We start from the raw sequence: 10020 nt of genomic DNA, 5'->3' as shown, positions 1-10020 counted from the left end.
TAAGTAAAACTAGTAAGTGAGGCCAGAAACGCTGCAGATTATAAAAAGCTTTCATCAACACAAATTATGGTGATCGAACAAAGATATACTACTTTCAAAACAAAACTAACAGAGAGGTAGACCTGTCTTTCTTCTTACAACTTAATTTATGTTCTATTACTTTATTTCAGGAATTAACCCTAAGTTCAATAATTACTTTTTATGTAAATAGGATTATTGAACTTTACAGAAGTTTAGAACAAGAGCTTTCAGAGAACATATCTATATATAGTACAACGGAATGGAACCTGCACGGGCTATGATTGAAGATTGATAATGTATAAGTTTATCTTATATATCCTTTACTTTTTTAGTAATGTGCATAGGTTAGAAATGATAACTTAGTTGAAATACATACAGGGGTTGATTGAATCGTAGCTGAAAAAAATTTGCAGTAAGTTTAGAAGGTGTTGGTGGATTGGCTACCGCATCAAATGAATGTATGGCCATGCTATTATAAGCCATATTCGCATGGGCTTCGGCTGATAGGGATATGCGGGAATGAATAAAAAACTTCATACCCACAAACGGAGAAATACCGGTAATAAGGTTTCTGTTTCTGGGATAATAATCTTTACCGAATAAAATGGCGCCTTCATATACCTCATAAGTATATTGCAGAAAAACATCTGCGCCATAGAATAGCTGAAACTGGTTAAATTGTTTTTGCCATTCCTTGCCTACACTACTAAAAAGAGTGAAAGCTGTTTTCTTAAAACTGCTCCCTGCCCAACTGGTATCAATCTTGTTAGGATTCAAATGCTGAGCAAAATCTGCTCCTAACCTGAATCTGTAAGCAGATAATTTGTTGTCTTTCTCTCTGTTCCACCTGACAAACAGAGAAGGGGGAACGACATTTTTGTTAATCAGAAACAGCAGATCTGTGCCAATATCCCAGGTATACCTCTCTACTTCTCTACTATTTTCTTCTTTTTCTTGCGCCTGTAGTTGCCAGCCTAAGCAGAGTAAAAGGCAGATCATCCATGTTTTTTTTCTCATACATAATAAAATTTAGTAAATAAATAAGTATACAGAAACATCCAAGCATCTACGATAGAATGAATATGCCCTTTATGCTGATAAGTAGAATAATTTTATAATTACTTTTATATTGATGGCAACATTCTACACACACTATATATATAGTGGATATTTATAGCCTGTATATTAAAGTATAGAGAAATATACACTATTGATGCGTGAATCAATCCGGTCTATTACTAAAATAGCTTTACAGGATTGAAGATAAAATAAGTAACTCAAATAGCATTTAATAAATTGTAATCTTTAGAATAATTCCTAGACCATCTTTTGTTCAGTATACCTGCTTTACCATGAGCTTGAGCAGGGGTTAAGTAATCACAGCTAGCATGTGGACGTAAGTAGTTATATGCATGGATGGCTTTTGCGATACTTTCTTTAGCCAAAGGGAAAGAAATGAAACCACGACAGTAAAACTCATTTTTTATTGTACCATTGATACGCTCTGCAATCGCATTTTCACCCGGATCTCCATCTCGGGTCATACTAATACTAATTTCATGTTTCTTGAGTAGCTTTATATACTCATGTGAACAATATTGCGTGCCTCTATCAGAGTGGTGAATTAAGTTATCAAGATTTCTTCTAGAATGATGCAATGCCATTTTCAAGGCTTCCAAGGGGCCTTTTGACTGCAGATTTTCCTGCAGTGACCAGCCGATAATCTTTTTGGAATAGGCATCGGTTATCAAACTTAAGTAAGCAAATTTATGCGGTAGCAATACATAGGTGATATCACTTACCCATAACTCATTAGGTTTTAAGGGAATAAAATCTTGAACTAAGTTAGGGTACTTATAAAAAGGATGATTCGAGTTGGTAGTGATAGCCCTTCTTTTGGTTCTTTTGATCAATAGATGATGTGCCCTCAAAAGCGTATATAATTTATCTCTGCCAATCTTTATTTGGTTTTTATTGAAGAAATCTGCTAATAAGAAATACAGCTTATCTGTGCCTACTCTCGGTAGATCTTTTCTGATCCGCTTTACCTCTTGTAAGATCAATTCTTGCTCATTGATCACTTTTTCTTCCCGCCAACAGGCTTCATAGTAAGCTTGTCTTGTTTTTCCAAACAGTCCACACACAGTGCCCATAGCTGTTAAAGGCCACGCCTGATTCAATTCTTTGACTGTTTGGAACCAGACTTTTTTCTGATGTCAACATTTAATTGTTTCTCAGCAATGTTAATCATGGTTTCTAAAGCTGTATTCTTAAGTTGCAGCTTATCTATCTGTGCCTGGGCTTCTAAAAGCTGTTTTTTCAACTCTTCCACTGACTGTTTAGCCTTTTTCATAGTGGGTAAAGATTTAGGTTTGAAATGGTGAAGCAAGCGTATTTTGAAATACCACCGGTTCCATCTACTAAATTTTGTTTTGGACAAGATATATTTTTTCCTTGCTTGTGCAAAGGAATAGAACCCGGATCGGACTTCTTCTACAATCTTTCGCTTCTCAAGCGGAGAATAGGACTTCTTAGCGGTTTTGGTTAATTTCTTTTTAGTCATCACTTTACAGGGTTAGTGTAAAGCCATTTCAGGAATTGACCTCCGGTTAAATAAGTCTATTTATGATAAGTAAGGGGCAAGAGGGGAATAAAAAATACTTCTATTCCTCGGTTAAAAATAATCTTTTCCCCTCTTGCCTACATTTTTGTTGCCTACTGAAAATCGCAAAAGCAAAAGGGTGCATAACAACTTTCTATATTTCTTTACCATCTACTCAATGGTTCATACTATTAGGTACAATACTTATCGATTCTAGTTATGGATACTGATTATATGGCTATGCAAAGCACAAGGAATGAACAAAATTATTTACCCAAATAACAAGGTTTGGTGGCACGTATAATGTATATAAATTTACGCAGCCTTAGGCTCTTGATCAGGCTTGATGTTGAGTGCGGTTGTTACTTTATTTTTGTTTTTGCTATGGGTAAGGCAACCGTTGTTCGTACATACACCGCCACGCCTCTTTGCTGACCAGGTATCCATGGTGGAGATTGCTCTATAACATGAAGGATTTCTTTGTCTAATTCCGGATCTACTCCCCTCCTATGCCTATACGTGCGTTTTGGACTGCTCCTGATTTATCGATGATAAATACCACTTGGACTCTATCACGTAATGCTAATTCTGTCGGCTCTTTGTTTAGCCGCTTTAAGACATATTTTTCAAATTCTTTGTAGCCACCCGGATATTGGAGCATTTGTTCAACCACAGCAAAAATTGGCTGTATCCAGCTCTGCCTGACTTTGGGCATGCAGTAAAATACCTTGTATGAAGAGGATACAAGTTAAGATAAGGGGTTTATATACGCTTTGCGTATTCATCACTCTACAAGGTTAGTGTAAGGCGGTTTCAGGAATTGGCCATACGATACCCATGAACTAGCCTTACAGCTAAAATATCTAATGGAAAAAATGAGTAAGAAGCCATTTGTATTCCCCATGCTTGATGATTTGTAGCTTAAGGTGTTTTATTTTTTTTCGTCTCAATTAAAATAACCCCATGAATAGCCTTCTGACCATATAGGTTAACCCCTTCCTCGCCGGTCATGATCTGGATCGTTTCTACATCTTCGGGCTTTATTTTCTTGAGGATTTTCTCTTTTTTCTTCTCCTCTATCCTGGTTCCATTTAAGAAATGCAGATACTTTGGATCTTTTAGCTCATCAAAATTAAACCTACCGGATAATTGGCCAGACGGCATTCCTACACGGCTCGTAGGCGAGCTGTTATCCACCGCAGGTATTTTTGAAATAGGTTTTCCAAAATCTCCTAGCTCTTCCCACTTATAGTCAAATGGAAATGAAAGGGTATCCTTTGTTAAAACATAGGTTGATGAATCCCTTCCGGCATTCCCGCCTTGATCAACCCGGCTAGTTGCCGTAGTTACTGCTTTGTTGCAACCGCTTACACTCATTAGTAGGGAGATAGCTAATACTATTCTCCGGGGATAAACTTTAGGCATAGCAGGGTTCTTTATGGATGGCTAACTTACTTATCAAACTTTACTAGATAGAATTTATTGCCTTTGTAAGCAGATCACTATTCTGCTTACCTAATATCCTGTGTAGCTAATCAGTTAGCTAATTGCTGATCAAGGAGTGCCTCTATTTTTGATTGGGCACTTGGCTTGGGAGCATGGATCTGACGGATTATTCCCTCTTTGTCTAGGAGAATAAAGTGCGGAATAGACTTTACACCAAAAGCTTGAGCTATCTCTTCGGTTGGATCAAATAATTGGAGCCATGCCGGCTGCTCTTTCGCCAAGGCTTTTTTCCAGGCCGGATAGCGATCCCAAAGAGCAATGCTGATAAATTCAATAGGGGAATCTTTATACTTTTCGTATAATCGTTTCATATCCGGCTGTTGCTCCCGGCAGGGGCCGCACCAGCTGGCCCATAGATCAATGTAAAGGAGTTTGCCTTTAAAGTCAGCCAAGGAATGCAGCTTCCCTTTTTCATCTTGCAGAGAAAAGGCAGGAACCCGATCTCCTGCTTTTAAGCGTAGCCCGGGCTTTTGCAAGTAAGTTAGTTTTTCTTTTTGGACAGAAGTAAGATATGTTTTTAAGCGTTGATCTTGGATTAATTGCAAGAAGGGTAATAGGGAGGACATACTTTCGGTAAAACGCTCTTTAGAAGCATACTCTTTAGCAATGTCGCGCCAGATATAGCTACCCAAGACATAATCTCGTACTTTCCCACCGAAGTACTCAGTGGCAAATTCATATCTATATAGAGGGGGAATACTATCGGGGGCAACTCTATACCCATGCCTTGCCCAATATGCATTCCTGGCTACATATGGCAGAAAATTGCGAAATTTGGGCGATAGTAAATTATCCGCATCGTTTAACTCTTGCTTCCAACTAGTTCCCAGTAGGTGCTCTATCATAGCCTGAGGTTGTTTAGAGGAATACCAGGCTTGATCATGCACCAAAGCAATGACTTCATAGCGGTTTTCTAAATGGAGCATCCGCTCGAAAGAAGGCAGATAAGGATCGTTTGTGGCCCTTGAAAACACGAGCTGACGGGCTGAATCAGCTATCTGCTTACGCCTGCGGATATAGCTCTCGAAAGCCTGCTCAGAAAGGGAGTATGGATCTGGGTACGTTTTTACAAAGAGTGAATCGCTCAGAAGTTTCTTTTCGAGAGAAAAATAGCTGTTGACTTCCCCGCCTTTGCCAGTAATGCGGGTATTTTTGGAATCAACTACATCTACTATGATTGATAAGTGGTAGCCGGGAGCAAGCAGCAGCCTGGTGCCAGCTGTTTTGCCATTTTGGTAAGTGATACTTGCTAGGACTGGCTCTTTTATGTTCGCTGTTAGTAGCCTAAAAGAGTTGTCTTCCTTTAACAGAATCGTATCCTGATAGGCCATGCCTAGCTGATTGGTCCAGCTTAAAAGAAAAAGCTTATCGAGAAAGGAACTGTTTGTTATAAATTTTCCAGCTAAGGTAACTTGTGTAGGACTGGGCTGGGCCAACCCAAAGAAAGGAGTACATAAAAACAGAAGAATACTAGCCTTTAATTTCATAGCCAATGAGATTAGAAAGGAATAGCACAAGCATTGTTTAAAATTGAATATAAAGCCCGTTCATTAAGCTTGTGGGAAGAAGGCAATTTGTAGCGCTCCTCTATTCAATCTTATAAATAGATTCCTTAAAAACAAGAAAAATGTCTGTTTTACTCTTTTTCTAAGTTTTTGAAGTGTCCTCATGTAAAGCCGCATGGCTTAAATTGTAGATCTATCCATAGGAATATATACCACCTCTAAAATAATCTATCATGTGTAAAAGATACACACTTGTGAAACGTTGATAAAGAAAGCCCTTCAAGAAAGAATCGTTTCACCTCCCTGCTTATTCCAATGAGTCGATCGCTCCTTGTTTGCTACTTCTTTTTCCAACTCCTATGCTTACATAATATTTTCTTTGAAGTCTATAGTCAACCAAAATCTGATGCCCTAGCCTGGATAGAGCTGGATATGGTTTCCCTTTCAGAAGGGCCGTGGTCTTCTGGGCAAACCAAGGACTATTTTGATCAAGCGCTGTTAGGCAAACAAATCATCGCCCTTGGCGAACAAAATCATGGAGATGGCAGCACCTTTACCCAATTTAGCAGGCTTGTCAAGCTATTACATGAGCAGTATGGCTTTGAGGCTATTGTTTTTGAAAGTGGCTTTTATGATTGTCACAAGGCTTGGCAGCAGATCAAGGCAGGTAGGGATCCCCTGCAAGCCTTTGAGAAAAGTGTTTTTTCTATCTGGAGTCAAAGCCAACAAGCAGCCCCTTTGTTTGACTACATAGCCCATAAAGCCCATACCCCTACTCCCCTGCTACTTTCAGGATTTGATTCGCAATTTACTGGCAGCTATGGCCGAGAGGAGTTTATTGGAGAACTAGATTCCTTACTTAAGATAATAGACGCCTCCTATGCTCTCACCAAAGAGTATCAGGCATTCCGGGACATGGCTCAAAAGATTGCTCACTACAAACTTCCCTATACCAATCCCTCTGTGGAAGAGCAAGATCTGTTTCATAGAGAACTAGCGCACCTGGTTTCTTTAGTTGAATCTTCTAGTCTAACAGAGAAGGCTTTTTATGTGCAATTGATGCATAATCTAGCCCTACATGCCCAATCTCTTTGGTCGATGGAGAAGCTTTACAAAGGCGAACTTGCCACAAGAGAGCTGCTTAACCTCAGGGATGTGCAAATGGCTAAAAATGTCATCTGGCTGCTGGAAGGGCCTCTCCAAGGAAAAAAAATCATCTTATGGGGCAATATCTCTCATCTGCTCAAGAACTCATCGAGCCTTGTAGCTAAATCCGGTAGAGACTTATTTAAAGGAGCCACCACCATGGGGGATTACCTCTATGAGAGGTATGGAGAAAAGATGTATGTGATTGCTTCTCTTTCCTATGAAGGACAAACCGGTCATGTAAAGATGGATCCAAAGCAGAAGGTGCCTGCTGCTCCAGAAGGCAGCTTGAATGCCCTCTTGCATCAAACGGGTAAAAAGCTAGCTTTCCTGGATTTGAACAAAATAGCCCCACAAAAGCGATGGCTGACAAAGCCGATGCTTGCCCGGTTAGATCACACTATCTTATTTGAGGCCGATTGGACAAAAGTTTTTGATGGTATTTTCTATATTGATCAAATGCAGCCCAGTTGGGGGAAGCAAGAGCGTTCGAGGGAGAAAAAAAATTAATAAACCCTTTGAGAAACAAATAGGGAATGTACTAATCATTTACCATACTTTTTAAAGGCACGGTATTTTGTTATTCTAAAAAAAACTCATCACCTATCATTCGCTTCATTTACTCTTTTATGCACAAAATTTCTTGGATTTGCCTAATTATTATCACCACTTTTTTCTTCAGCTTCCATCCGTTTCTAAGCCTGGCTCAAGACCTCTCCGGGTCATATCAAGCTACGATCAATTTTGACTTTGAGCCTACCGTAAATAAGGGGAAGCCTTTCTTACTATGGGCTACTAGTACCCATCCCATCCATCTGGATACCCTCCACGCCCATCAAGGAAGAGGAAGCATGCTCATTCAGCCGCAGAATAAGGTACTATCTATTTATACCCGCTCGCTGCCCATAGATCCATTCAAAGGAAAAATTCTTTCGCTTCATGTATATATGAAAGCAGAAGCATTTACCGGATTTGCCGGTATCTATGCCAGTGTGCTCTCTGAAAGGCAATCAGAAAGATTAGCCTATGCGGAAAACATCGATAGTGTTTTTGCAGATACTACCTGGAAAAAGATATCCCTTCAACTACCTGTGAGTGAACAAGCCGATAAAATAGCCATTGGCCTACGCACCTTTGGCAAAGGCAAGGTCTGGTTTGATGCCATGCAGGTATGGATGGGAGAAGAGGTATATATCGATAGCCCGTTACAAGGGACAGAGCCTTTTCTTGCCCCTCCTAGGCAAGATAGCTCATCGGTGCAGGCAGCTTTTTCCACCGGAGACCCTTTCGCTCAGCACACAGCAACTCTCCCTAACAATCATGAATCTTCGTCAGTGTTAAGGCAAGCAGCGCCCTCTTTACTTCTCAAACAGCTTTCCTTAGACAGCCTACAAGGCAAGATGCTTTCCTTCAAAGGTCAACTAAAGCTGACAGGGTCAGCCCACCAGAAAGCCCACCTGTATGTGGCTTTTTTGCTTGAAGACAGAGGATATCATGAAAGGTATCAGTATATACCCTATACGTTGCCTGCCGCTGAGCAGGAGTGGATACCCTTTGATATTCAAGCAAGTGTTCCTGCCAATGCTTTTCTAACCACGGCCTCTTTTGGGATAGCTACCTTTGGCCAGGAACAGGTCTTGGTGGAAGGGTTAGAAGTGCTGGTAGATGGCACTCCATACCAAGATCCAACGACTGCTTCGGTTAGCTTACCTACCGGGCAACAACTTTCCTGGTTAAAAAGTAAGGTAATAAGCCTGCAAACAACCTCACCCAAGGGCGAACAAAAAGATTTACTACGCTTAAATTCCGTCATTGGGCAAAGCAGGCTGGTAGGTTTAGGTGAGGTAAGCCATGGTTCTCATGAGATATTTGAAATGAAACATCGCCTCTTTCGCTATTTAGTAGAACAAAAAGGTTTTACTTTACTAGCTATGGAGGCAGAAATGGGAGCCAGCGCCCGCCTCAATGACTATATCCTGCATGGAAAAGGAGAGGCGAAAGCGCTCTTAGCCGGGTTAGGCTTCTGGACATGGAATACAGAAGAAATACTCGCCATGATCGAATGGATGCGAAGCTACAATGCGGCCAAGCCGGCTAAAAAAATACAGTTTGTTGGCTTTGATATGCAATCAGCGGGAGTAGCCATTGAAAATTTGCTCGCTTTTGCCTCAAAGCAGGATAGCAGTCTTGTGAGCTATCTTTCGAGGTTAAAACCGCTTGTAGGGCAGTTAAAAACGGAGCCAAGTCAAAGGAATGTACGACTGCAAAAGAAGGATACGCTCCTGACAACGATTGAGGCTCTGCTGCAATTGATTAGGGATCGCTTAGAGGTAGCCAAGCTGAGAGATCTTGTCTCCTTAGATGAACTAGCTTGGCTAAAGCAAAATGAGCGTTTGATTTATCAATATGTGACCCTGCAAAATATGCCAGATAAATACAACTACCGGGATGCCTGTATGGCAGAAAATCTGCATTGGACCCTAAACCGGCATAAGGGAGAGAAAGTAGCCATTTGGGCACATAACAACCATATTGCTAAACAAGGAAAGGAATTTATTATACCCATGGGAGCACGATTGAAAAGAGAGTATGGAGACGCCTATTTTGCCGCAGGATTTAGTTTTCATCAGGGGAGTTACCGGGCCATCGAAGATAACCAGCTAGCTCAGGTGAAAGCGCAAGTTTCTTATCCTGGAAGTTATGAGTATTATTTTCATTCTCTAGGGATGCATAAGCAAAACATACCAGCCACCCTGTTGCCGCTACAAGGCTTAAGCTTGAAAGAAGAAAACAAATGGCTGTTTGAGCGATTATTCTTTCGAGATATAGGAGCCGTTGCCGCCGGGCAGGAATATAATTTTACAAGGCATGAACTAAAGAAAGAATTTGATGCCCTGTTATATATCCATCAGTCTACTCCTTCAATAGGAGTAACAAAATAGGCATAAACTTTTAAAAACAAGCAAATTATAAAGGTTTAACGTTTCCTAGTAGGACGGCTTAGCTACTGAAAACAGGATTTTTTGAAGTTACATAAATGGAATTATGTAAAGGAAGGGGCCAGAGGGGGAATTAAAAGGTACCTTCCTTTTATCTTAAAGAAGTATCTTTTCCCCTCTTGCCCACTTTTCTATTGTAAATGGGAATAAGAAAGGGGCGGTATTTGAAACAAAGCTTAAGTCAGTTTGATATTTTAATAGACTTGCTCTAGCCAAATCCTGCGGGCAATACCAATTCCCT

8 protein-coding genes are annotated in these 10020 nt (G+C 40.4%); 2 read left to right on the top strand and 6 right to left on the bottom strand.

The features are described from left to right. Positions 1 to 366: 366 nt before the first annotated feature. The 6 genes from Q0590_RS35860 to Q0590_RS35835 all read right to left on the bottom strand — a co-directional run bounded on the left by Q0590_RS35860 (position 367) and on the right by Q0590_RS35835 (position 5616). Positions 367 to 1038, bottom strand: coding sequence for a hypothetical protein (locus Q0590_RS35860; RefSeq protein WP_302042502.1), 672 nt, complete (start codon positions 1036 to 1038; stop codon positions 367 to 369). 260 nt (positions 1039 to 1298) lie between these two features. Next, the gene (locus Q0590_RS35855; RefSeq protein ID WP_302042501.1) at positions 1299 to 2201 is read right to left on the bottom strand and encodes an IS3 family transposase; all 903 of its coding nucleotides are present in this window, start codon (positions 2199 to 2201) and stop codon (positions 1299 to 1301) included. Continuing rightward, complete coding sequence (locus Q0590_RS35850; RefSeq protein ID WP_302042500.1) at positions 2198 to 2584, bottom strand: hypothetical protein; 387 nt, start codon at positions 2582 to 2584, stop codon at positions 2198 to 2200. The genes Q0590_RS35855 and Q0590_RS35850 overlap by 4 nt, the downstream gene beginning before the upstream one ends. Before the next feature lie 535 nt (positions 2585 to 3119). Next, entirely contained in the window at positions 3120 to 3338 is a 219-nt protein-coding gene (locus tag Q0590_RS35845; protein WP_302042499.1) for a hypothetical protein, read from the bottom strand. A 206-nt stretch (positions 3339 to 3544) separates the two neighbouring features. Next, positions 3545 to 4048: a hypothetical protein gene (locus tag Q0590_RS35840; protein ID WP_302042498.1), complete on the bottom strand. Its 504-nt coding sequence runs from the start codon at positions 4046 to 4048 to the stop codon at positions 3545 to 3547. A gap of 110 nt (positions 4049 to 4158) precedes the next feature. After that, positions 4159 to 5616 carry a TlpA family protein disulfide reductase gene (locus tag Q0590_RS35835; RefSeq protein WP_302042497.1) on the bottom strand — a complete coding sequence of 486 codons (1458 nt, stop codon included), beginning with the start codon at positions 5614 to 5616 and terminating at the stop codon, positions 4159 to 4161. A 333-nt stretch (positions 5617 to 5949) separates the two neighbouring features. Between Q0590_RS35835 and Q0590_RS35830 the strand changes: the two genes are divergently transcribed. After that, positions 5950 to 7290 (top strand): erythromycin esterase family protein, encoded by a 1341-nt coding sequence (locus Q0590_RS35830; protein WP_302042496.1) that lies wholly within the window; start codon positions 5950 to 5952, stop codon positions 7288 to 7290. A gap of 119 nt (positions 7291 to 7409) precedes the next feature. Further along, entirely contained in the window at positions 7410 to 9722 is a 2313-nt protein-coding gene (locus Q0590_RS35825) for an erythromycin esterase family protein (protein WP_302042495.1), read from the top strand. Positions 9723 to 10020: the final 298 nt, after the last annotated feature.

The organism is Rhodocytophaga aerolata, from assembly GCF_030503435.1.
GTDB classification, from domain to species: Bacteria; Bacteroidota; Bacteroidia; order Cytophagales; family 172606-1; genus Rhodocytophaga; species Rhodocytophaga aerolata.
This window is presented reverse-complemented; position numbering and strand designations above follow the sequence as displayed.

Excerpts from the sequence above, each read along its gene's own strand:
- Q0590_RS35835 (WP_302042497.1), bottom strand. The coding sequence starts at position 5,616 with ATGAAATTAAAGGCTAGTATTCTTCTGTTTTTATGTACTCCTTTCTTT.
- Q0590_RS35830 (WP_302042496.1), top strand. The coding sequence starts at position 5,950 with ATGAGTCGATCGCTCCTTGTTTGCTACTTCTTTTTCCAACTCCTATGC.
- Q0590_RS35860 (WP_302042502.1), bottom strand. The coding sequence starts at position 1,038 with ATGAGAAAAAAAACATGGATGATCTGCCTTTTACTCTGCTTAGGCTGG.
- Q0590_RS35850 (WP_302042500.1), bottom strand. The coding sequence starts at position 2,584 with ATGACTAAAAAGAAATTAACCAAAACCGCTAAGAAGTCCTATTCTCCG.
- Q0590_RS35845 (WP_302042499.1), bottom strand. The coding sequence starts at position 3,338 with ATGCCCAAAGTCAGGCAGAGCTGGATACAGCCAATTTTTGCTGTGGTT.
- Q0590_RS35840 (WP_302042498.1), bottom strand. The coding sequence starts at position 4,048 with ATGCCTAAAGTTTATCCCCGGAGAATAGTATTAGCTATCTCCCTACTA.
- Q0590_RS35825 (WP_302042495.1), top strand. The coding sequence starts at position 7,410 with ATGCACAAAATTTCTTGGATTTGCCTAATTATTATCACCACTTTTTTC.